The 22,078-nt window shown below is 72.5% G+C and carries 18 protein-coding genes; 4 read left to right on the plus strand and 14 right to left on the minus strand.

Features of this window, described 5'->3' with window-relative positions:
* Positions 1-11 precede the first annotated feature (11 nt).
* From AB4880_RS17645 to mftD, 8 genes are all read right to left on the minus strand, one after another.
* Positions 12-1,091 carry a branched-chain amino acid ABC transporter permease gene (locus AB4880_RS17645; protein ID WP_367920536.1) on the minus strand — a complete coding sequence of 360 codons (1,080 nt, stop codon included), beginning with the start codon at positions 1,089-1,091 and terminating at the stop codon, positions 12-14.
* Entirely contained in the window at positions 1,088-1,963 is an 876-nt protein-coding gene (locus tag AB4880_RS17650) for a branched-chain amino acid ABC transporter permease (protein ID WP_367920537.1), read from the minus strand. The genes AB4880_RS17645 and AB4880_RS17650 overlap by 4 nt, the downstream gene beginning before the upstream one ends.
* The gene (locus tag AB4880_RS17655; RefSeq protein WP_367920538.1) at positions 1,960-2,694 is read right to left on the minus strand and encodes an ABC transporter ATP-binding protein; all 735 of its coding nucleotides are present in this window, start codon (positions 2,692-2,694) and stop codon (positions 1,960-1,962) included. Before AB4880_RS17655 ends, AB4880_RS17650 begins: the two co-directional genes overlap by 4 nt.
* A 1-nt stretch (position 2,695) precedes the next feature.
* Positions 2,696-3,445, minus strand: coding sequence for an ABC transporter ATP-binding protein (locus tag AB4880_RS17660; protein WP_367920539.1), 750 nt, complete (start codon positions 3,443-3,445; stop codon positions 2,696-2,698).
* Complete coding sequence (locus AB4880_RS17665) at positions 3,442-4,647, minus strand: ABC transporter substrate-binding protein (protein ID WP_367920540.1); 1,206 nt, start codon at positions 4,645-4,647, stop codon at positions 3,442-3,444. Before AB4880_RS17665 ends, AB4880_RS17660 begins: the two co-directional genes overlap by 4 nt.
* A gap of 101 nt (positions 4,648-4,748) precedes the next feature.
* Positions 4,749-6,050, minus strand: coding sequence for an aspartate aminotransferase family protein (locus tag AB4880_RS17670; protein ID WP_367920560.1), 1,302 nt, complete (start codon positions 6,048-6,050; stop codon positions 4,749-4,751).
* The gene (locus AB4880_RS17675; RefSeq protein WP_367920541.1) at positions 6,043-7,512 is read right to left on the minus strand and encodes a GMC family oxidoreductase; all 1,470 of its coding nucleotides are present in this window, start codon (positions 7,510-7,512) and stop codon (positions 6,043-6,045) included. Before AB4880_RS17675 ends, AB4880_RS17670 begins: the two co-directional genes overlap by 8 nt.
* A 41-nt stretch (positions 7,513-7,553) precedes the next feature.
* A complete protein-coding gene (mftD, locus tag AB4880_RS17680) occupies positions 7,554-8,735 on the minus strand; it encodes a pre-mycofactocin synthase MftD (protein WP_367920542.1) in 1,182 nt (393 codons plus the stop codon).
* A 250-nt stretch (positions 8,736-8,985) separates the two neighbouring features.
* Here mftD and AB4880_RS17685 point away from each other — a divergent pair, with 250 nt between their 5' ends.
* From AB4880_RS17685 to AB4880_RS17695, 3 genes are read left to right on the plus strand one after another with little or no spacing between them, the layout of a single operon-like run.
* Positions 8,986-10,278: a glutamine synthetase family protein gene (locus AB4880_RS17685; protein ID WP_367920543.1), complete on the plus strand. Its 1,293-nt coding sequence runs from the start codon at positions 8,986-8,988 to the stop codon at positions 10,276-10,278.
* On the plus strand, positions 10,268-11,431 hold the full coding sequence (locus AB4880_RS17690) for an amidohydrolase family protein (RefSeq protein ID WP_367920544.1): 1,164 nt from the start codon (positions 10,268-10,270) through the stop codon (positions 11,429-11,431). Before AB4880_RS17685 ends, AB4880_RS17690 begins: the two co-directional genes overlap by 11 nt.
* Positions 11,424-12,593: a M20 metallopeptidase family protein gene (locus AB4880_RS17695; protein ID WP_367920545.1), complete on the plus strand. Its 1,170-nt coding sequence runs from the start codon at positions 11,424-11,426 to the stop codon at positions 12,591-12,593. The genes AB4880_RS17690 and AB4880_RS17695 overlap by 8 nt, the downstream gene beginning before the upstream one ends.
* A 4-nt stretch (positions 12,594-12,597) precedes the next feature.
* On the opposite strand, the gene AB4880_RS17700 is transcribed toward AB4880_RS17695, so the two are convergent.
* The 5 genes from AB4880_RS17700 to AB4880_RS17720 form a co-directional block, all read right to left on the minus strand.
* The gene (locus AB4880_RS17700; protein ID WP_367920546.1) at positions 12,598-14,046 is read right to left on the minus strand and encodes a hypothetical protein; all 1,449 of its coding nucleotides are present in this window, start codon (positions 14,044-14,046) and stop codon (positions 12,598-12,600) included.
* Positions 14,021-14,752: an ABC transporter ATP-binding protein gene (locus AB4880_RS17705; protein ID WP_367920547.1), complete on the minus strand. Its 732-nt coding sequence runs from the start codon at positions 14,750-14,752 to the stop codon at positions 14,021-14,023. Before AB4880_RS17705 ends, AB4880_RS17700 begins: the two co-directional genes overlap by 26 nt.
* A 92-nt stretch (positions 14,753-14,844) precedes the next feature.
* Entirely contained in the window at positions 14,845-16,005 is a 1,161-nt protein-coding gene (locus AB4880_RS17710) for an LCP family protein (protein ID WP_367920548.1), read from the minus strand.
* 73 nt (positions 16,006-16,078) lie between these two features.
* Positions 16,079-18,271, minus strand: coding sequence for a 3-hydroxyacyl-CoA dehydrogenase NAD-binding domain-containing protein (locus AB4880_RS17715; RefSeq protein WP_367920549.1), 2,193 nt, complete (start codon positions 18,269-18,271; stop codon positions 16,079-16,081).
* 40 nt (positions 18,272-18,311) lie between these two features.
* Positions 18,312-19,523: an acetyl-CoA C-acetyltransferase gene (locus AB4880_RS17720; protein ID WP_367920550.1), complete on the minus strand. Its 1,212-nt coding sequence runs from the start codon at positions 19,521-19,523 to the stop codon at positions 18,312-18,314.
* Positions 19,524-19,637: 114 nt separating this feature from the next.
* Here AB4880_RS17720 and AB4880_RS17725 point away from each other — a divergent pair, with 114 nt between their 5' ends.
* On the plus strand, positions 19,638-20,384 hold the full coding sequence (locus AB4880_RS17725) for a MerR family transcriptional regulator (protein WP_367920551.1): 747 nt from the start codon (positions 19,638-19,640) through the stop codon (positions 20,382-20,384).
* Positions 20,385-20,396: 12 nt separating this feature from the next.
* On the opposite strand, the gene AB4880_RS17730 is transcribed toward AB4880_RS17725, so the two are convergent.
* Positions 20,397-21,800 (minus strand): DEAD/DEAH box helicase, encoded by a 1,404-nt coding sequence (locus AB4880_RS17730; protein WP_367920552.1) that lies wholly within the window; start codon positions 21,798-21,800, stop codon positions 20,397-20,399.
* Between the last annotated feature and the right edge of the window lie 278 nt (positions 21,801-22,078).

The raw sequence follows: 22,078 nt of genomic DNA on the forward strand, positions 1-22,078 counted from the left end.
GCACAGCGAGCTCAGGAGACGCCGACCGGCTCCTCCGCCCGCGCGTCAGCCCCGGCCCGCGCCGCGAGCCGAGCCCGCCGCCGCGGCAGCCGCAGCTCCCGCACGCCCATCAACCCGTACGGCGCCTTCACCAGCACGACCAGCAGCACCGCCGCCACGATCAGGTCGGCGACGCCGGCCGGCAGCTCGTTGCCGCCGGTGAACTGCCCGTCCTGGAACCGCCGGAGCACCTCCTGCAGCGCGCTCACGGCGAGCGCGCCGACGACGGCGCCGCTGAGCGAGAGGTAGCCGCCGAGCACGATCATCACCACGAAGGAGAAGGTCGCGGTCAGGAAGAAGCCGTTGACGTTGAACGAGGTGAGGAAGCCGGCGTACAGCGCGCCGGACAGGCCGCAGAGGAAGGCGCTGAGCACCCAGGCGGTCGCGCGGTGGCGGCCGACGGCGATGCCGGAGGCCTGCGCGGCCCAGAAGTCCTCGCGGGAGGCGCGCAGCTGGAGGCCGCTGCGCGAGCAGCGATAGCCCCACGCCACCAGGACGGCGAGCGCGGCGATGCCGAACGCCCACCAGGTCGTCGTACCGCGGGGGATGCCGATCATGCTCGACGAGCCGCGGGTGACCTCGGTCCAGCTGTTGAGGATGTTGTAGGTGATGAGCAGCATCGCCAGCGTCGCGATGCCCGACTGCAGGCCGCTCAGCCGCGCCACGACCGGCGCCGTCACCACACCGACCACGGCAGCCACCAGGCCGCCGAGCACCAGCGCCACCGGGAAGCTGCTGTGCACGTCGGCCAGCCACGACAGCCAGCCGGGCAGCGACGAGAAGAGGGTCTTCTTCAGCGGCACCGGGATGGTCAGGTACGCCGTCGTGTACGCCCCGGCGGCCATGAACATGACGTGCCCGAAGGACATCACGCCCGAGTTGCCGGAGAACACCGACAGGCCGGTGACGAAGACGACCGAGACCAGCGCGAGCGTCGCCACTCGCGCGGTCGTGACGTCGCCCGTGGCGCCGACGACGGCGGCCAGGAGGACGAGGCCGATGAGGATCGCGGGCGTCTGCACCGCGTCGAGGAGCCGGTTCCGATTCTTCACGAGACACGCACCTTCGCGCCGGAGAGGAGGCCCTGGGGCCGGACGACGAGCACCGCGATCAGCGCCGAGAAGAGGAAGGCGTCGCGGAACGCGATCAGGTCGGTCGGCAGCAGCGACTCGAGCAGCGCCGTGGCCGCGCCGAGGAGGAAGCCGCCGAGCGCGGCGCCCTTGAGGCTGCTCATCCCCCCGAGTACGGCGCCGACGACGCCGATCAGCATCGGCTGCAGACCCATGTCCGCGCCGATCGAGCCCTGCCGGGCGACCAGCACCGCGCCGCCGATCGCCGACAGCACGCCGACGATGACGAACGCGGCGGGGATGACCAGGTTGGCCTTCACGCCGAGGCTCGCGGCCATCCGGAAGTCCTCGGCCGCGGCCCGCAGCTGGATGCCCAGGCTGGTGCGGCCCATCAGCCACGCCACGACGAGCAGCATCACGCCGCACAGCACGAGGGTGACCAGGTCGAGCACGCTGACGTCGGCGCCGAGGATGCTCACCCGGTGGGAGAGGAAGCGCTCGGGCGGGACGCCGCGGGTGCGGGGCAGCACGGTCATCCGGGCCAGGCTCTGCAGCGCGAGGCTGACCGCGAAGGACGCGATCATCAGCGTCACCGGGTCGGCGTTGCGCAGCGGGTGGAAGGCGAGCCGCTCGCTGACCAGCGCCACCACGACGGCGAACACGATCGCCATCAGCAGCGCGAACGGCCAGGGCTGGTCGCGGAACAGGTACATCGCGAAGGCGCCGGCGAGGATGAGCTCGCCGTACGCGAAGTTCATCAGGCCCAGGACGCCGAACAGCAGCGCGACGCCGATCGTGAGCAGGGCGTAGAGCGCGCCCAGCCCGATCGCGTTGATCAGGAACTCGAGGATCATCGGGTGACACCCACTTCGGCAGGAGAGAAGCCGAGGTACTCCACGACGGCCGGGATCCGGCCGAGCTCGGCCGCGGTCCCGCTGCCGAGCACCCGACCGGGCGCCTGCAGCACATAGGAGCGGTCGGAGACCTCGAGCGAGCGGACGGCGTTCTGCTCGACGAGCAGGATCGTCATGCCCTGCTCGCGCAGCGCGACGACGACGTCGAAGATCAGGTCGACGACGATGGGCGCCAGGCCCAGGGTCGGCTCGTCGAGCAGCAGGATCCGGGGGTTGAGGAGCAGCGCCCGCGCGATCGCGAGCTGCTGCTGCTCACCGCCGGAGAGCAGGCTGGCGCCCCGGTTCCAGTAGGTGCGCAGGATCGGGAACCGCTCGAGCTCGCGCTCGATGTCGGCCGCGACCTGAGCCTTGTCCTTGCGGGTCACCGCGCCCAGCCGCAGGTTCTCGCCCACACTCAGGCTGGCGAAGATGCCCCGGCTCTCGGGGACGTGCGAGACGCCCGCGCGGATCGTGGAGTACGACTTGCTCGACACCGACGTCCCGTCGACGGTGATCGAGCCGGACGCCACGGGCACCTCGCCCATGATCGCCTTGACCAGGGTGCTCTTGCCGGCGCCGTTCTGGCCGATGAGCGAGACCAGCTCGCCCTCGCCGACGCTCAGCGAGCAGCCCTGCACGGCTCGGACGGAGGAGCCGTACTGCAGGTGGACGTCCTCGATGCGCAGGACCATGTCAGTGTCGCTTTCCGAAGTAGATCTCGATGACCTGGGGATCGGAGCGCACGGCCGCCGGCTCGCCCTCGATGACGGTCCGGCCGCTGTCGAGGACGTGCAGCCGGTCGCAGGTGCCCATCACCACGGACATGTCGTGCTCGACGAGCAGGACGCCGCACGCGCGCCGCTGCGCGAAGCCGCGGATCGCGGTGATGAGCTCGACCGCCTCGGTCTCGTTCTGGCCCGCGGCCGGCTCGTCGAGGAGCAGGAAGCGGGGCCGGGCGGCGAGCGCCCGGGCGATCGCCGTGGTGCGGACCCGGCCGGCGGTGAGCTGCTCGGCCCGGTCCTCGGCGACGCCCTCGAGCTGGAGCTCCTCGAGGATCTCCTCGGTGAGCTCCCGCGCGGCGCCGCGCCGCATCCCGGCGCCGAGGGCCGCGGCCTCGACGTTCTCGCGGACCGTGAGCCGGCCGAACACGCGCCCGCTCTGGAAGGTCCGCACGACGCCCTTCCGGGCGCGCTGCCGCATCGAGTGCCGGGTCAGGTTCTCGTCGTCGAGCCAGATCGACCCGGACGTGGCCCGCAGCATCCCGCTGAGCAGGTTGAGCGTGCTCGTCTTGCCCGAGCCGTTCGGCCCGATCAGCCCGAGCACCTCGCCGCTGCGGACCTCGATCGAGACCCCGTCGACGGCCTTGACGCCGTCGAAGTGGATCCCCCCGTCGGCCATCCGCAGGACGGACGGCCGACGGGAGAGCTGGGTGACGGTGCTCATGACGCGCAGGAGTTTCCGTCGCCGACGTCCGGGATGGAGTCGACGCGCTGCTGTCCGGCGAACGTCATGGCGCCGTTGGCGACCTGGACGACGGTCATCGGCATGTCGATGATCTTGTGGCAGGACGTGGAGAAGTAGGCGACGTCGCCGATCGGCGTCTTCACCGAGCCGTCGGCCTCGAGTGCCGACTTCAGGTCGCCGCCGGAGAACGACTTCGCCTTCTCGGCGGCGTCGGCGATCGCGGAGACCATGTTGTAGCCGAGCAGCGCGTAGCCGGACGACGGGGTGGCCTTGTACTCGCCCTGGTAGTCCTTGACGAAGGCGTCGAGGTCGGCCGAGTCGGCGCCCTTGCAGTACACGTAGCAGGCGAAGCCGGTGTAGTAGATGTCGCTGGCCTTCTCGCCGACGACGTCGAGCAGCACCTGGCCGTCGAGGGCCGCGGGGCCGACGATCGGGACGGTCACGCCGGCCTCGCGGAGCTGGCGGATCGCCGTGGCGCCGCCGGGGTTCCAGCTGGCGACGTAGACGAAGTCGGGCTTGGTGGCCAGGCTCTTGAGCCGGCTCGCCTGGCTGCTGATGTTGACGTTGTCGCCGCCGGGGAAGGCGTCGTCGCCGACGATCTTGCCGCCGAGCTCCTTGAACTTCGCCTGGAAGTAGCGCCCGGCCGACTTGGTGTACTCGATGCTCTCGTCCTGCAGCACGTACGCCGTGTGCCAGCCCTTGTTGTAGGCCCACTCGGCGCCCGAGGAGCCCTCGACGTCGCTGCCCGCGTTGGCGGAGAAGACGTAGTCGCCGAGCGTCTTGGTGTCGGCCATCTTGGGGTCGCCCGCGCAGATGGAGACCGACGGGATCTTCGAGGCCTGGGCGACCGAGGCGCCGGGGGCGCTGAGGTCGAAGTCGCAGGGGGTGACCAGCAGGTTGATGCCCTCGGCGATCAGCTCGGTGGCCGCGGTGCCGACGGTGTCGGGGTTGGAGCGGACGTCCTTGCTGATGACCTTGATCTTCTTGCCGTTGATGCCGCCGTTGTCGTTGATCTCCTTGATCCGGAGCAGCGCGGCGTTGCCGGGCTCGACGTCGAACGGCGCCATGTTGCCGCTCTGGCTGAGGGCGAAGCCGATGACGAGCTGGTCACCGCCGCTCGAGGCGTCGGAGCCGCCGCCGCAGGCAGCAGTCAGGACGAGCGGCGCGACAGCAGCCGCCACCAGGGCCTTCCGGCCCGAAAAAGGGCGCGCGAAACCAAGCATGGGTCCTACCTAGGGTGTGAGGAGGTGCGGGTGGAGGGGTGGAGCGGGGCGGGGAGGGCCTAGGAGACGGCCGCCCGCAGTGCGACCCGGACGCACTCGATGGTCGTGGCGACGTCGGCCTCGGTGGTGGCCGCGTTGAGGCGGCGGTCCCCGGTGGGGAACGCCGGCTCGAGGACACCCTGCGCGAGCAGGGAGGCGTGGTAACGCCCGTACATCTCCGCGTCGGACTGCATCGCCTCGCGGAAGTTGGTGGGGAGCTCCGGCCGGAAGTAGACGCACCACTCGGAGCCGATACCGGTCACGGTCGCCGGAGCGCCGGTCTCGGCGATCGCGGCCGCGATGCCGGTGCGCATCTGCTCGCCGCGGGCGTAGAGCGTGCCGAAGACGTCGTCGCTCTCCATGATCTCCATGGTCTTGTTGCCCGCGGCGAGTGCGTACGGCGATGCGTTGTAGGTGCCGTCGATCGTCGCCTCGGTCTTGCTGTAGGCGCCCAGGTGGCCCATCAGCGCGTCGATCCCGGCGAGGCCGGCGAGCGAGTAGCCGTTGGCGACGGCCTTGCCGAAGGCGGTGAGGTCGGGCGTGACGCCGCAGATCGACTGGTAGCCGCCGAGGGCCGCGCGGAAGCCGGTCTTGACCTCGTCCATGACCATGACGACGCCGTTCTTCGTGCACAGCTCGCGGAGCAGCTCGAGGAAGCCGGGCGCGGCGGGCACGCAGCCGAAGCTGTGGACGTAGCCCTCGGTGAACGCGGCGGCCAGCTGGTCGCCGTACTCGTCGAAGGCGGCGCGCAGGCCGGCCGCGTCGTTCCACTCGACGACGACGACGTCGGCGACGACGGCCGGGTGGAGCCCGCCGCCGTTGGGGGTGTTGAGCGCGGAGGTCTCGCTGAGGTCCTTGCGGGAGCTGCCGACGGCGACGTGGTCGTTCCAGCCGTGGTAGGAGCCGTGGAACTTGAGGACCTTGAGCCGACCGGTGGCCGCGCGGGCGACGTGGACGGCGTGCATCGTCGCGTCGGTGCCGGAGGTGCAGAAGGCGACCTTGTCGGCCGACGGCATCACTGCGCAGATCCGCTCGGCCAGCTCGGCCTCGCCGGCCTGCGGGCCGACGCCGGTCAGGTCGCAGTTGTTGACGGCGTCGAAGACGGCCTCGTTGACCCGACGATCGCTGTGACCGAGCACGATCGGGCCCCAGGCGTTGAGGTAGTCGACGTACTGCCGGCCCTCCTGGTCCCAGACGTAGGCGCCGTGGGTCCGGACGAAGACCTGCTTCCAGCCGACGCGGTGACCCGACGACACGCCCCGCGGTACGACGGCCTCGGATCGACGCCAGGTCGCGGCCTGGTCGGTGGCGGGCTCAGACATGGTGGACACGGTCGGCTCCTTCGGAGAGGGACGGGACGAGGTCGGCGAGCAGGGCGGCGCTGAGCCGCTCGGCCACCATCACGACGGGGAGGTGGGTGTTGGCGGCGGGGACCTCGGGGATGACCGAGCAGTCGATCACCCGCACGTGGGCGAGTCCGTGGACCCGGCCGCGCTGGTCGACGACGGCGCCGGGGTCGTCGGCGCGGCCCATCCGGGCGGTGCCGACGGCGTGGAAGTAGTCGCCGATGGACGACGTCAGCCAGGCCTCGTAGGCGGCCGGGTCGTCGAGCGCCGAGACCGGCGTGCCGGCGGCGTCGATGAAGGCCTCCTCGACGATCTCCTGGAAGGGCGCGGTCTCCAGCAGCCGGCGGGCGACGTCGACGGCCTCGCGCATGACCTGGCGGTCGCGCTCGGTCGTCAGCATCCGCTCGGCGATGACCGGCGGGCCGGTCGGGTCGTCGGGGTCGAGCCGGACCTCGCCGGTCGACGTCACCGTCATCACCGCGGCCATCACCACGGCGTGGTGCGCGGGCGTCGACTCCGAGAGCGCGCCCTGCATCGGCAGGATGTGGATGTCGCCCTCCTCGACGCTGGACGACGTCCGGACGACGGCGTTGATGCACGGCTGCCCCTCGCGGACCGCGCGGGCACCGGGGCGCAGCGCGAGCAGCACGGAGGCGGCCGGGTGGTCCTGCAGTCCCTTGCCGACGCCGGGGCGCTCGCAGCCGCTGCGCAGCAGGATCGCGGGCGTCTCGATCGCGCCGGCGGCGAGGACGACCTCGTCGGCGTACAGCCGGGTGCCGTCGAGCAGGACGACGCCGACGACCGCGTCGCCCTCGCGCAGCAGCCGGTCGACCTTCGCGCCGGTGCGCAGGGTGACCGCGCCGCGCTCGAGGGCGGGGCGGAGGTAGACCTCCGCGCTGGAGCGGCGGCCGAGCGCGTCGGCGTTGCGCCACAGCGTGCCGCCGCCGTCGTGCGGGGTGAGCGTGTCGACGCCGGTCGCCATGCCGAGCGCGCCGGCCGCGTCGACGAGCGCCTTGTCCATCGGGGTGTAGTCGTCGACGGAGGTGGCGACCAGGTCGCCGGCCAGCCGGGCGAAGGTCGGGGCGACCGACTCCCACGACCAGTCGTCGAGACCGTAGTGCTCGGCCCAGCGGTCGTAGTCGCGGGGCAGGCCGGGCAGCGCGAGCATCGCGTTGACCGACGAGGAGCCGCCGACCCCGCGGCCGCGGTGGTACTGCCGCGGCGCGTCGCCGGTCAGCCGGGTGGCGACCAGGCCGGGGTCGAAGGCCTCGGGCGAGGCCATCGCGTCCATCCAGTTCGCGGACGCGAGCTGGCCCCCGGTGGCGGTGCCGGCCCAGTCGGGTCCGGCCTCGATCAGCTCGACCTCGTGCTCCTCGGCGAGCCGCGCGGCGACGACGCAGCCGGCGCTGCCGGCTCCGACGACGATGATCCGTGCCATCTGCTTCCTCTCCCTCTCCGTGTCCCTGGGGGTGATGCGGTTCAGCTCGCCGGCGGGACGAAGAAGTGCGGGTTGAGCACCATCAGGTCCTCGCGGCTGAGCTCGCCGATCGAGCTGCGACCGATCCCGAACATCGTCTCCCGGATGCCACTGCGCAGGATCTGCAGGACCTCGTGGACGCCGTCCTCGCCGTTGACCGCGAGGCCGTAGAGGAAGGCCCGGCCGACGAAGACCGCGCGGGCGCCGAGCGCGAGCGCCTTGACCACGTCGGAGCCGCGGCGGATGCCGCCGTCGAGCGTCACCTCGACCTGGTCGCCGACGGCGTCGACGATGCTCGGGAGGTAGCGCAGCGGCGACGGGCTGCCGTCGATGTTGTTGCCGCCGTGGTTGGAGACCCCGATCGCGTCGGCGCCGAGGTCGACACAGAGCTTGGCGTCCTTGATCGTGTTGATGCCCTTGACCATGAACGGGCCGCCCCACAGCTCGCGCAGCCACTTGACGTCGTCCCAGGTCGGGGCCGGGGTCTCCTCGAAGCGCGACCACGCCGCCCCGAAGTACGGCGTCGACCCGTCGAGCTCGAACAGGTTCGGCACCTTCAGGTCGGGGATCCGGCCGCGGCGCAGGTAGCTGCCGAACCACAGCGGACGCGACAGCGCCTCGGGGGCCAGCTCGGTCATGGTGCGCAGCTTCATGTCGCTCGGCGGGGCCGGCGGCACGCCCCAGTCGCGGCGCGGGGTGTGCGACCAGTCGAGGGTGACGATGAGCGCCTTCGCGCCGGCGGCGCGCGCCGCCTCGACGCGGGCCTCGATCTCGGCCTTGGTGCCGACCCAGTAGAGCTGGAAGATCGTCTTGTCGTTGGCGCGGGCGACGTCCTGCACCGGGTCGGAGGCCCACGAGCTGAGGCCGACCGCCGTACCGGCACGGGCGGCGGCGCGGGCCACGCCCACCTCGCCGTCGGGGTGGATCGCCTGGGCGCCGACCGGGGAGATGACGACGGGGAAGTCGATGTCGAGCCCGAGCAGCGAGGTCTTCGTGTCGATCCGGGTGGGGCGGTCGAAGACGGTGGGCGAGAAGCCCAGCTCGTTGAAGGCCTGGATGTTCTCGTCCAGGGTCCAGCCCTGCTCGTTGCCGGCCTTCACCGCCAGCCAGACCGCCCGCGGCAGACGCCGCTTGGCCAGCCTCTCGGCCTCCGCCAGGTTGCGGAAGCGGATGCGCTTGCTCATCGGGAAACTCCTTCGACGTGGTGCGACGTGGATCACCGTAAGACTGAAACGTTTCTTACGGCAATAGTCTCGGAAGAACTTTTTGTAACGACCGTGCCAGCCCGCTCGCACCCCGCATGGGATGATCGAACCGAGGGCAGATTGGTAACAGACATTGCAGAATCAGACTCTTGACCCAATCCTGTAATGGGTGTTCCATTCTGGCATGCCGGTGGCGCACACCCCCGGCTCCCGATCGAGAAGGTGGACGATGACTACCGACCAGACGCTCTTCGTCGCGACCAGCGACCTTGCCGGCCAGCTGCGCGGACGCTCGGTCCCCGCGGCCGCGGCGGAGTCCGTGCTCCGGCGCGGCGTCGGCTGGGTGCCGGCCGACCTCGCCATCACGGCGTTCGGCACGATCGCGCCCAATGTCTTCGGCTCGACCGGCGACCTCAAGCTGATGCCGGACGCCTCGACCCTGATCGAGATCCCGGCCCGCGGCGACGACCCGGCCGTCTCCCTCGTCCTCGCCGACCAGACCGAGCCCGACGGCACGCCGTGGGCCTGCTGCCCGCGCACCTTCGCCCGCCGCGCGCTCGACGACCTGCGCGCGGCCACCGGCCTGGAGGTCACCGCCTCCTTCGAGCACGAGTTCATGGTCGACGGCCTGCCCCCGACCGCGCCCTTCTCCTTCGCCCGGCACCGCAGCGTCGAGCCCTTCGGCTCCGAGCTCGTCGCGCTGCTCGCGCAGACCGGCCTGCAGCCGGAGAACTGGCTGCCCGAGTACGGCGCCGACCAGTTCGAGATCACCCTCGAGCCGGCCCCCGGCCTGGTCGCCGCCGACCGCGCGGTGCTGGTCAAGGAGCTGGTCCGCGACCTCGCCCGCCGCCACGGTCGCTCGGTCACCTTCGCGCCGCTCACCCACCCCGACGGCAGCGGCAACGGCGTCCACGTGCACCTCTCGCTGCAGACCGCCGACGGCACGCCCGCGCTCTACGACGCCGGCGCCGAGGCCGGCCTGAGCGACATCGGCCGCCGGTTCGCGGCGGGCATCCTCGCCCATGCCCGGGCCCTGCTCGCGTTCACCGCGCCCAGCCCGGTGTCGTACCTGCGCCTCACCCCGCACCGCTGGAGCGCCGGCGGCGTCTTCCTCGCCGAGCGCAACCGCGAGGCGCTGCTGCGGATCTGTCCCACCAGCACCGTCGGCGGCGGCGACCCGTCGCGGCAGTACAACCTCGAGTTCCGCGCCGCCGACGCGACCGCCAACCCGTGGCTGGTCCTCGGCCTGCTCGTGCGGGCCGGCCTGGCCGGCATCACCGGCGACCACCCCGACCCCACGATCTGGCCCGAGACGGTCACCGAGGCCGAGCTGGCCGGCGTCCCGCTGCTGCCCAAGGACCTCGTCGAGGCGCTCGACGACCTGCGCGCCGACGAGGTCGTCACCGGCTGGCTCGACCCGGCGCTGCTCGACACGCACCTCGCGGTCAAGCGGGCCGAGTTCGACGCCGTGGCCGAGCTCGACGACGTCGAGCGCTGCGCGAGGTTCGCCGATGTCTACTGAGCCCGCACCCGACCCCGAGCTCGCCGAGGCGCTCGCCTCGGTGCGCCTGGTCGACCACCACGTGCACTCCTGCCTCGCCCAGCCGGTCGACCTGCCCGCGTTCGGCGACCTGCTGACCGAGTCCGACCGCCCGGCGGCCGTCGGCACCTCGCCGTTCGACAGCCAGGTCGCGTTCGCCGTACGACGGCACTGCGCGCCGCTGCTCGGCCTCGCCCCCCACGCCCCGATCGAAGACTACGTCGCCGCTCGCGCCGCGCTGCCCACCGACGAGGTCGACCGCCGCCTGCTCGGCGCCGCCGGCGTCGACCGGTGGCTCATCGACACCGGCTTCCGCGGCGACGCGCTCGTCGACCTCGACGCCTTCGGCGCCCGCGTGCCGGGCGCCTCGGTCGAGGAGATCGTCCGACTGGAGACCGTCCTCGAGTCGGTCGCCCGCGAGGGCGGCGCCGACGACCTCGAGGACCGCTTCCTCGCCGCGCTCACCACGACCACGGCCGGCGCGAGCGGGCTGAAGTCGGTGATCGCCTACCGGCACGGCTTCGAGTTCGACCCGAGCCGGCCGGAGCCGGCCGAGGTCCGCGCGGCGTCGTCCCGCTGGCTGGCCGAGCTCGACCGCGACGACGCGGCCCCCCGCGTCGACGACCCGGTGCTGCTGCGGATGCTGCTCTGGCACGGCATCGACACCGGCCTCCCGCTCCAGCTGCACGCCGGCTTCGGCGACCCCGACCTCGACCTGCGCCGCTGCGACCCGCTCCTCCTCGCCGACTGGCTGCGGCTGGTCGAGCCGTCGGGCAGCGACGTGCTGCTGCTGCACTGCTATCCCTTCCACCGCCAGGCGGGCTTCCTCGCCCAGGCGTTCCCCCACGTCTACTTCGACGTCGGCCTCGCGGTGAACTACACCGGCGCCGCGTCCACCGCGGTGCTCGCCGAGGCGCTCGAGCTGGCGCCCTTCGGCAAGCTGCTCTACTCCTCTGACGCCTGGGGGCCGTCCGAGCTGCACCTGCTCGGCGCCGTGCTCTGGCGCCGCGGGATGGCCGAGGTCCTCGGCCGCTGGGTGCGTGCCGGTGAGTGGTCCGTCGCGGACGCCGTCCGGGTCGCGCAGCTGGTCGGTCGCGACAACGCCGAGCGCGTCTACGGAGGTCGTCATGGCTGAGCGCGACATCTGGGCGGTGCTCGACAGCCACCTCGCCGAGGCGGCCGTGCTGCGCCGCGCCCTCCACCAGTCTCCCGACCTGTCGGGCGACGAGTCCCTCACCCGCGACCTGGTGCTGCAGGCGCTGCCCGGCACCTCGACGCCGACCAAGGTCGCCGAGACCGGCGCCGTGCTGCGGCTCGGCGGCCCCGGGCCGTGCGTCGGCATCCGCGGCGAGATGGACGCGCTGCCGGTGACCGAGCGGACCGGCGTCCCCTGGGCCTCGCAGAACCCCGGCGTCATGCACGCCTGCGGCCACGACGTGCACCTCGCCGCGCTCGTCGCGGTGGCCCGGACGATCCACGAGGTCGGCGTCCCGGTGCCGCTGCTCGTCGTCCTCCAGCCGCGCGAGGAGACCTATCCCTCGGGCGCCAAGGACATCGCCGAGCACGGCATCCTCGACACCGAGGACTGCGCCGTGATGATCGGCGCCCACCTCCAGCCGGCGCTGCCCGCGGGCGTCGTCGCCTGCGTGCCGGGCGGGGTCAACGCCTCGTCCGACGAGTTCGAGATCGTCGTCCGCGGCGAGTCCGGCCACGCGGCCTACCCGCACCTGGCCGACGACCCGCTGCTCGCGCTCGCCGAGACGGTGGTCGCGCTGCAGAGCGTGGTCAGCCGCTCGGTCGACCCGATGCGCTCGGCCGTCGTGGGCGTCTCGTCCTTCCAGGCGGGCCAGGCGGCCAACGTCGTCCCGGACGTCGCCCGCGCGACCGGCACCATCCGCGCCCTGTCGTCGGAGACCCGCGCACTGCTGCACGAGCGGATCGTCGCGGTGTCGGAGAACATCGCCCGCGCCCACGACTGCGAGGCCGAGGTCATGATCACCGTCGGCGAGCCGGTCCTCGAGAACGACCCGCGGCTGGTCGAGGTGGTCGCCGCCCAGCTCGCCGCCCAGGAGATGCCGGTCTCGACCGACCTGCGCTCGCTGGGGGCCGACGACTTCTCGTTCTTCTCCGAGCGGATGCCGGCGACCATGATGTTCGTCGGCAGCGAGGGCGACACCTCGCTGCACACGGCGACCTTCCTGCCGACCGACGCCGACCTGCGGGCGGTCGCCCGGGCGCTGCTCGCGGGCTATCTCGGCGGGGCCGCGCTCGTCGCGCGCGGGCTGGTCGAGGCGTAGGGCCTCAGCCCGCGACGACGGCGACGACTGCCGCCCGTCGTACCGGATCGGACCAGCGGCGGCCCGCACGCACGACGCGGGCCGCCGACGCCGTCGCCAGGACGACCGCCGCCGGCACCATCAGGTCGAGCCGTCCGGCTGCCCCCAGGCCGCCGAACAGCAGCCCGGTCAGCGTCGTCGCCACGGCGAGCCGGATCGAGTACCCGACCATCGGCAGCGGCGGCGCCGGCGTGGCCCGCGCCGAACGGAGTTCGGTCGCGTGCGGATGGGCGGCCGACCAGCGCAGGCCGGCCGAGAGTGCCTGGGCGACCACCACGACGAGCGCCAGGACGACGGCCGCCGCCTCGGCCACCGTCGGCCGCCCGGCCCGGACGGCGCCCAGCGCCAGGGTGAGCAGCCCACCGCCGACCAGCACCTCGACGAGCACCCACGCCCGCGCGAGCAGCACGGTCCGCGGCCGGGTCGGCAGCGTCTCGCGCCACAGCAGGCCACGGCCGTCGAGGCACCACAGGTTCACCCCGAACAGCAGGACGCACCCGGACGCCACCAGCCCGGGCATCAGCGCCAGCATCGACCAGTCCAGCCCGCCGGCGAGCGCGACGCCGCCCGGCGCCAGCGCGAGGAACGCGGTGCCGCGCCGCAGCGGAACACTCCGCCACACCGACGCCCGGTCGATCCGCCGCAGCATCGCGAGGTCGGACGACGGCAGCGGGCGCACCGCGTGATGGGACGTCTCGCGCCGCGCCTCGTCGCGCGGCATCCGGCGCGCGGTCGCCACCGCCACCACCGCGCCGACGACGACCAGCAGCGCCGCGGCGGCGACGAGCAGGACGGCGACCAGGGCGCGTCGCACCGCGTCGCCGTGCTCGACCGCCGCCAGGACCGGCGGGACCGGCGCCAGGCCGAGACCGATCAGGGGCAGCGCGAGCCAGGCCAGGACCCGGCGGCGGCGCAGGTACTCCGCCGTCCACCCGATCGCCTGCGCCAGGGTCGTCGCGGCGACCACCCAGGCCACCCCGACCGGCAGCGCGCCCGGCCCGCCGACCGCGGACACCAGACCCAGCAGACCCCACGTCTGGATCAGCCAGCCGGCGCTCAGCGGCGCCAGCACCAGCGCCCCGAGGTGGTCGGTCACCGGGCTGATCGGATGCACCGACACCGGGTCGCGGGCCAGCAGCTCACGCCCGCCGCCGCCGGCGATCGCGCCCCCGACGCCCACCAGGACGACGGCGACCAGGCCCGGTCGCAGCAGCCGGTCGAGCTCACCCGGCGCGATCAGCCTGGCCGGCAGGGTCGCCGCGGCCACCGTCACCAGCGCCAGCACGGCCAGTGCGACGCGGACCGCCCGCGGCCGACGCAGTGTCGCGGCACGGAACCACAGCAGGTGCCGGAGGTCCGCGACCGCGCGGCGTACCTCGGATCGAGCCTCAGGCGAGGAGAGCGCGATAGGCACGAGCGCCCTCGTCGCCGGTCATGAACTCCGCCGACACCGTCGCCAGCCGCACACCGCCGCGCAGCACCGCGACCTCGGCGCAGACCTGGACCGCCAGGTCGCGCAGGTGCGTCGAGACCAGGACGCCGGCGCCGCGGGCGCGGGCGTCCTCGATGACGCCGAAGGTCGCCTCGACCCCCAGCGGGTCGACACCGTCGAAGGGCTCGTCGAGCAGCAGCACCTCCGGCTCGTGCAGGGCCGCCAGGACGACGCTCAGCCGCCGGCCCATGCCGTGGCTGAAGCCCGCGGTCACCCGATGCGCCACCGCGCCGAGGTCGAACTGCTCGAGCAGCGCCCGGCCACGTGCCTCCCATCCGTCGAGGCGACGCAGCCGGGCGCTCAGCTGGAGGTGCTCCCAGGGCGTCGCGCGGGGCACCAACCCGCCGACGTCCGGGCAGTAGCCCACGACCCTCTTCGCCTCGAGCGGCTCCGCGCGCACGTCATGCCCGGCGACCTCGACGCGTCCCTCGGACGGCGGCACCACGCCGGCCAGGACCCGCATCGTCGTCGACTTGCCCGCGCCATTGCGCCCGAGCAGCGCCAGCGCCTGCCCGGGCTCCGCCCGCAGGTCCACACCCGCGACCGCCTCGACCGTCCCGAACCGCACGTGCAGCCCGGCGACGTCGACCGCGGTGGCGACCGTGGACGAAGGCTCCCTCCCCGTCACGGACCCCACTCTGCTGGCCCGCGGCGGCGCGCGCCAGAGAACGCCGCCACATCGCGGCGAAGTGTGGCCGATCGGTCAGCCGCGGTGCCCCGTCAGAAGCAGAGTCCGGCCTTCGCGCGCTCCTCCGGCGTCAGCCCGCCACTGCCACCACTGCCACCACTGCCGCCGGACTGCGTCGCCGACGCGGACGGCGAGCCCGAGGGGGAGCCCGACGGGGAGCCCGACGGCACGACCGCCCCGGTCGGCGACTCGCCCGCGCTGATCGACTGGTCGAGGAACTCCGGCGTCAGCGGCTTGTCGTCGATCACCAGCCGCCACAGCCGGCCGACCGCCGGGGTCCAGGCGACGCCGCCGCTGACCCGGGTGTCGTCGAACACCCACGGGGTGGTGACGAACTTGATGTTGTCGGCGCCGATCGACCGTGCGCTCAACGCCACCCGCGCCATCGCCGTGATGTTCTTGAAGTCGGTCCGCAGCGAGGAGGTCGCCGCATTGCCGAAGGCGACCAGCCGGTCGAGGCGGGCCAGCATGTCCTTGCCCAGGGCCTTGCTGATCATCGCGCCGATGAGCGCCTGCTGGCGGCGGGTGCGGTAGGGGTCGACGCCCTCACTGATGCCGTGCCGCGCCCGCGCGTAGGCCAGCGACTGGGCGCCGTCGAGCAGGTGGGTGCCGGCCGCCAGGTGGATGCCGTAGGAGTCGATGGCGACCGGCAGGCAGGTCTCGACCCCGCCGAGCGCGTCGACCATGGTCTTGAGACCGTTGAAGTCGACGACGACATAGCGGTCGACGGGGACGCCGGTCAGCTGCTCGAGCTGCTGGATCGTGCACGCCGCCCCGCCGATGGCGTAGGCGTCGTTCCACTTCGCCCACCCGGTCGAGGCCGGGATCGCGCTGCCGTCCTCGCGGTAGCAGGTGGGCCGCTTCACCGCGGTGTCGCGCGGGATGGAGATGCCGTAGGCGAAGCTCCGATCGGCCGAGAGGTGGAACAGGATGGTCGTGTCGGACCCTCCGCCACCCACCTGGTCGTCGATGCCGTTGCCCTTGCCGGCGCGGGTGTCGTCGCCCAGGACCAGGATGTTGAGCGCCTTGTTGTGCTTCTTCGGGCGGTGCTTGAGCTGGCGGTCGAGCGACTGGTGGTCGATGTTGCCGTTCCAGTTGTCGTAGACGACGACCACCCCCACCCCGGTGAGCAGCCCGAGCAGCACGAGACTCGCGACGATCACGCTGAGCACCGTGCGGCGCGGCCGTTCCATGTGCCGAAACGTACCGGGCCGGTCCGAACGAAGTCCTCCGTTCGAACCGGCCCGGCGTGGCCTCAGCCGCAGGTCATGCGGGGAACGAGCCGCCCGACGCCGCCAGCTCGCGCAGCCAGGGGGTGGCCTGGAAGCGGTCGCCGTACTTCGCGGCGAGCTCGTCGGCGCGCTTGAGGAAGGCCGTCAGCCCGACCTCGCCGGTCTCCTTGTCGAGGTAGCCGGTCATGAACTGCGCGGCGCCACCGGTGTTGGGCGGGAAGCCGATGCCCATGATGGAGCCGATGTTGGCGGCGGCCGCCGAGGTGATGACGCCCTCCTCGAAGGTCTTCGCGGTCTCGAGCGCCTCGGCGAAGAGCATCCGGTCGCGGATGTCCTCGATCGGCGGCTGCTCCTTCGCGACCGGGAAGAGGTCGGCGAGACCGGCCCAGATCGAGCCGCGCTTGCCGTCCTCGTAGTCGTAGAAGCCCGCACCGCGCAGGCGACCCGCACGCCCCGCCTCGATCATCTTGCCGACCACGGCCTGGCCCGGGTGGACCGGGACCTCCGGGTTGGCCTCGGCGGCCGCCTTCGCGATCTTCGCCATCAGCTCGAGGTTGAGCTCGTCGGAGAGCTGCAGCACCGGCGCCGGGTAGCCGGCCGAGGTGGTGGCCCGCTCGATGGAGTACGGCGCGACGCCCTCGGCGAGCATCGCCATGCCCTCGTTGACCATGTAGCCGATGACGCGCGAGGTGTAGAAGCCGCGGCTGTCGTTGACGACGATCGGCGTCTTGCGGATCTGCAGGACGACGTCGTAGGCCTTGGCGAGCGCCTCGTCGGAGGTCTCCTCGCCGGCGATGATCTCGACCAGCGGCATCTTGTCGACGGGCGAGAAGAAGTGCAGACCGATGAAGTTCGGCCGCTTCGCGTCGTCCTCGATGCCCTCGGCCAGACCGGTGATCGGCAGGGTCGAGGTGTTGGAGCACAGCAGCGCGTCGGGGTTGACGTGCGGCAGGATCTCGGCGAACACCTTGGCCTTGAGCGCCGGGTCCTCGAAGACGGCCTCGATGACCAGGTCGCAGCCGGCGAGGTCGGCCGGGTCGGCGGTCGGGGTGATCCGGTCGAGCAGCTGCTGGGATTTCTCCTCGGTCAGCTTGCCGCGCGAGATCGCCTTGTCGTTGATGCCCTGGCTGTAGGCCTTGCCCTTCTCGGCGTTCTCGAGGGCGACGTCCTTGAGGACGACCTCCATGCCGGCGCGCGCGCAGACGTAGGCGATGCCCGCGCCCATCATGCCGGCGCCCAGGACGCCGACCTTGGTGGCCTTGAAGGGCGCGATGCCCTGCGGGCGCAGCGAGCCGGAGTTGATCGCCTGCAGGTCGAAGAAGAACGCCTGGATCATGTTCTTCGAGCCCTGGTTGACGACCAGGTTGGTCAGGTAGCGCGACTCGATCCGCGAGGCGGTGTCGAAGTCGACCTGCGCGCCCTCGACCGCGGCCGAGAGGATCGCCCGCGGGGCCGGGTAGTCGGCGCCCTTGAGCTGCTTGCGGAGCAGGGCCGGGAATGCCGGGAGGAAGCCGGCGAGGGCCGGCGACTTCGGCGTACCGCCGGGCATCTTGTAGCCGGGGGCGTCCCACGGCGACAGCGCGGCGTCGGGGTTGGCCTTGATCCACGCCTTCGCGGCGGGGACCAGCTCGTCCTGGGTGGCGACCAGCTCGTCGACGACGCCCTTCTTGAGCGCGGTCTCGGGGTTGAACTGCGTGCCCTGGAGCAGCACGTCCATCAGCGCGGTCTGCAGACCCCACTTGCGGACGGCGCGGGTGACACCGCCACCGCCGGGCAGCAGGCCGAGGGTCGCCTCGGGGAGGCCGACCTTGATCTTCGGGTCGTTGACGAGGATCCGGTGCTGGGTGGCGAGGGTGATCTCGTAGCCACCGCCGAGCGCGGCGCCGTTGATGGCGGCCACGACCGGCTTGGGGAAGAGCTCGAGCCGGCGCAGCGCCGCCTTGATGCTCTCGCACTGGGCGAACACCTGGCCGGCGTTCTCCTTGGTGGTCTGGACCATCAGCTTGAGGTCGCCACCGGCGAAGAAGGTCTTCTTCGCCGAGGTGATGACCACGCCGGTGATGTCGTCCTGCTCGTCGTACAGGCGCTCGACGGCGGCGGCCATCGACTCCCGGTAGAGCTCGTTCATCGTGTTCGCGCTCTGGTTGGGGTCGTCGAGGGTGAGGGTGACGATGCCGTCGGCGTCGCGCTCGTAGCGGACCGCGGACTGCTGGGTGTCGGTGCTCAATGTGGTTCCTGTCCTGAGTCTCGGGTGTCCGGTACGGCGCTCAGACGCGCTCGACGATCGTGGCGATGCCCATGCCGCCGCCGACGCAGAGCGTGGCGAGGCCGCGGCGCAGGTCGCGCCGCTCGAGCTCGTCGATCAGGGTGCCGAGGATCATCGCGCCGGTGGCGCCGAGCGGGTGGCCCATCGCGATGGCGCCGCCGTTGACGTTGGTGATGTCGTGGCTGATGCCCATGTCGCGCATGAAGCGCATGGCGACCGCGGCGAACGCCTCGTTGATCTCGAACAGGTCGATGTCGCCGACCTCGAGGCCGGCCTTGGCCAGCGCCTTGCGCGCGGCCGGGGCGGGACCGGTCAGCATGATGATCGGGTCGGCGCCGGAGACCGCGGTGGCGATGATCCGAGCGCGCGGAGTGAGGCCGAGGTCCTTGCCGACCTGCTCGTTGCCGATCAGGGTCAGCGCGGAGCCGTCGACGATGCCGGAGGAGTTGCCGGCGTGGTGGACGTGGTCGATCTTCTCCAGCCAGTGGTACTTCTCGAGGGCGACGTCGTCGAAGCCGGCGTCGGCGCCGAGCTGGGCGAACGACGGCTTGAGGCCGGCGAGGCCCTCGACCGAGGTGCCGGGACGCACGGTCTCGTCGCGGTCGAGGATGGTCAGGCCGTTGATGTCCTTGACCGGGATGATCGCGCCGTCGAAGTAGCCGTTGGCCTGCGCCTTGGCGGCACGGTGGTGCGACTCGGCGGCGTAGGCGTCGACGTCGTGGCGGCTCCAGCCCTCGATCGTCGCGATCAGGTCGGCGCCGATGCCCTGCGGCACGAAGCCCGCCTTGAACGCGGTGGCCGGGTCGGACGCCCAGGCGCCACCGTCGGAGCCCATCGGGACGCGGCTCATCGACTCGACACCACCGGCGATGATCAGGTCCTCGAACCCGCCGCGCACGCGGCCGGCGGCCTGGTTGACGGCCTCGAGGCCGGACGCGCAGAAGCGGTTGAGCTGGACGCCGGCCACGGTGTCGGGCAGGCCCGCGGCGATCGCGACGGTCTTGGCGATGTCGCCACCCTGGTCGCCGATGGGCGAGACGACGCCGAGGACGATGTCGTCGATGCGGTTCGGGTCGAGGCCCGGGTTGCGCTCCCGAACGGCGTCGATGAGGCCGACGGCGAGGTCGACCGGCTTCACCTCGTGGAGGGAGCCGTTGGCCTTGCCCCGGCCGCGCGGCGTCCGGAGGTGGTCGTACACGAATGCTTCTGCCATGACCGTCCTAGCGATGTGTCTGGGTGTCGTGCCTGATGGCGGGTGTACGGCGATCGACGGAGCGCGCCGCACGGGAGGAACACTCCTCACGACGATTGTGACACTATTACTGTCATGGTCAAGAGCGAGGGTCCGGCGGACGATGTGACCCACGACGCACGCGCGGGCGACCTGCTCACCCTCGAGGGGCTCACCCAGCGGGTCGGACTCTCGGTGCGGACGGTCCGCTTCTACACCTCGCGCGGCCTGGTGCCGCCGCCGATCCGCCGCGGCCGGCTGGGCTACTACTCAGCCGTCCACGTGGCGCGCATCGAGCTGGTCCTCGAGCTGCAGAGCCACGGCTTCACGCTGTCCGCGATCGAGCGCTACGTCGCCGGCATCCCCGAGGACGCCACCCCCGAGGACATCGCGCTGGCGCGCACCATGCTCGCGCCGTGGCAGTCCGACCTGCCGGTCGAGATGGACGCCGCCCAGCTGCGCAAGAAGGCCGGTCGTGAGCTGTCCGAGGAGGACGTCGCGACCCTGCAGGCGCTCGGCGTGCTGCGGGTGCGCGGGACGTCGTACCTGGTCGCGGCCAACCAGCTCTCGCTCGGCATCCGGCTGCTCGAGCTCGGCTTCCCGCGCGAGGTCGCGGTCGCCGCGGCGTCGGTCTACCAGGAGCACGGCGAGCAGATGGCCAAGGAGCTCTACGCGGTCATCAACGACAAGCTCGCGCCGCTCTACGACGACGCCGACAAGTCCGCGCACTTCCGCGAGATCATGGAGCGGCTCAAGCCGCTCTCGGTCGGCGGCCTGGTCACGGCGTACGAGTCCGCCGTGGCGCGCGCGGCCCGTCAGCCGCGCGCGCGTCGGGAGAGCTGAGCCCGAACCCGATCAGGCGGCGGGGCCGCGGCGCCGGTTGCGACTGCGTCCCTGGCCGGTGCGCTGACCGCCGCCCGAGCGCTGGCCCGCGGGCGACGCGGTCTTCTTGGCGGCCGGCTTGCCGGCCGCGGCCTTCTTCGCGGCGGGCTTGCGACCGGCCGGACGCCGGCGACCGCCGCCCCCGTTGCCGCCGCCCTGGCTCTGCGTCTGCGTCTGTGCCGGGGTCAGGTCGATGCCGCCGGGGCGGGACCGCTCGCCGGGCGCGAGGTCCTGCAGCACCGGGTGCGCGGGACCGTCGATGCGGGTGGTGGTCGGGGTGATGCCCGCGGCGCGGGTCAGCGCCCGGACGTCGCCGCGCTGGTCGCTGGTCATCAACGTGATGACGGTGCCCGCGGCGCCGGCACGCGCGGTGCGGCCCGAGCGGTGCAGGTAGGCCTTGTGCTCGGCCGGCGGGTCGGCGTGGACGACGAGCGAGACGTCGTCGACGTGGATGCCGCGCGCGGCGATGTCGGTGGCGACGAGCGTGGTCGCCGTACCGCTGTGGAAGGCCTCCATGTTGCGCGTGCGCGCACCCTGGCTCAGGTTGCCGTGCAGGTCGACGGCGGGGACGCCGTTCTTGTTGAGCTGGCGGGCCAGCGCCTTGGCGCCGTGCTTGGTGCGCGTGAAGACGACCGTGCGGCCGGGCGCGCTGACCAGGTCGAGCAGGACGGGCAGCCGCTGCTCGCGCTCGATGTGCAGCACGTGGTGGTCCATCTTGGCGACCGGCGACTGCGCCGAGTCAGCCTCGTGGACGGCGGGGTCGGCGAGGTAGCGCTTCACGAGGACGTCGATCGCGTTGTCGAGCGTCGCCGAGAAGAGCATCCGCTGCCCGGTCTTCGGCGTCTGGTCGAGCAGGCGCCGGACGGCAGGCAGGAAGCCGAGGTCGGCCATGTGGTCGGCCTCGTCGAGCACGGTCACCTGGACGTCGGCGAGGTTGCAGTGGCCCTGGCCGATCAGGTCCTCGAGCCGGCCGGGGCAGGCGATGAGGATGTCGACGCCCTGGCGCAGCGCGGCGACCTGGGGGTTCTGGCCGACGCCGCCGAAGACGGTGGTGGTGCTGAGGCCGACGGCCTTCGCCAGCGGGGTGACCGTCGCGGAGATCTGGGTGGCGAGCTCACGGGTCGGCGCGAGCACCAACGCGCGCGGACGGCGGGCGGCCGGGCGGCCCGCCTTCGTGGCAATCAGGCGGGCGACGAGCGGCAGGCCGAAGGCGTAGGTCTTGCCCGAGCCGGTGCGGCCACGGCCGAGCACGTCGCGGCCGGCGAGCGAGTCGGGCAGCGTGGCGGCCTGGATCGGGGTGGGGACGGTGATCTGCTCGGCGTTCAGGACGGTGAGCAGGTCTGCGGGCACGCCGAGGTCGGCGAAAGTGGTGGTCACGGGGTCTCTTCCGTAGGCGTCTCGCCGTACGGATCCTCCCGGGTTCGGCCCGGGGCAAGACTGGCCGGACCGAAGCTCCCAGCCTAGAGGCGCGGCGCGGCTCCGCTGGAATCCGCAACGCCGGATGGGGGCGTGATCTGCACCGCAGGGCCGCGGTCGATCGGCTGGTCGACGTCCTCGGTGCCGCCGGAGTGCTGACCGTGCGCGCTGCCCGACCGGCCCGGCCTGCCCGGCGCGCTATGTAACTCGGTGTTCGGTCATCCACCACGGTGCACTGT

Origin of the sequence: Nocardioides ginsengisoli (assembly GCF_039537225.1) — a bacterium.
In the GTDB taxonomy this organism is placed as follows: Bacteria; Actinomycetota; Actinomycetes; order Propionibacteriales; family Nocardioidaceae; genus Nocardioides; species Nocardioides ginsengisoli.